The sequence below is a fragment of the Pseudomonas sp. N40(2020) genome (assembly GCF_014472415.1).
Classification (GTDB): Bacteria; Pseudomonadota; Gammaproteobacteria; order Pseudomonadales; family Pseudomonadaceae; genus Aquipseudomonas.
On the sequence record NZ_JACSZV010000094.1, the window covers coordinates 1 to 806 of the forward strand.

Genomic DNA, 806 nt, shown 5'->3' on the forward strand with positions numbered 1-806 from the left:
GTGGTGGAAGAGTTGAGAAAGCTTGAGGGGCCGGAGAAGTGTCCGATCCGGTTTGAGGATTGAAAAGATCGCAGCCTTCGGCAGCTCCTACATGGGGCCAGCGGAGCCATTCAGAACGGCGCCGGGCACTCGAAGCGCAGACGCTCACCGGTTTGCGGATGAGTGAAGCTGAGCATGCTCGCGTGCAGGCACAGACGCGGCCAGGCTGCCAGTGCCTGTTCGTGGGCGTATAGCCCGTCACCGAGCAGCGGATGCCCGATGGACAGCATGTGCACGCGCAACTGGTGCGAGCGACCGGTGATCGGTGTCAGCTCGACGCGGCACCAGTCGCCGCAACGTTCCAGCACGCGCCAGAAGGTCAGCGCATGCTTGCCGAATTCGTGATCGACTACGTGACGCGGCTTGGTCGGCGGGTCGTAGCGCAACGGCAGGTCGATGCTGCCGCTGTCCAGTTCAGGCTGACCCCAGGCCAATGCGGTGTAGGCCTTTTCGGTTTCTCGGTCGTGAAACTGGCGCGAGAGTTCGCGGTGAGTGTCGGCGTCACGGGCGAGCAGAATGATGCCGGAGGTTTCCCAGTCCAGACGATGGACGATGCGCGCTTCCGGGTAGCCGTTTTCCTGCAGGCGGGTAATCAGGCAGTCCTTGTTGTCGTCGGCGCGACCGGGCACCGAGAGCAGCAGGGTCGGTTTGTCGACCACCAGTACGGCGGCGTCCTGATGGATGATGCGGATGTTGGACAACGGCATTAAAACAGCCTCGTAACAAATGCCAACGGCGGCTCAGGGCCATTCCGGTATGGGAATGGC

At 62.4% G+C, this 806-nt stretch carries 1 protein-coding gene; it reads right to left on the bottom strand.

What is annotated here, in order from left to right; translation table 11 throughout:
• Window positions 1-110 precede the first annotated feature (110 nt).
• Window positions 111-746, bottom strand: a complete 636-nt coding sequence (locus IAI51_RS27760) for an RluA family pseudouridine synthase (RefSeq protein ID WP_007960625.1) — start codon at window positions 744-746, stop codon at window positions 111-113.
• Between the last annotated feature and the right edge of the window lie 60 nt (window positions 747-806).

Bases quoted from the DNA above. Each gene is read 5' to 3' on its own strand.
- IAI51_RS27760 (WP_007960625.1), bottom strand. From the start codon at position 746: ATGCCGTTGTCCAACATCCGCATCATCCATCAGGACGCCGCCGTACTG.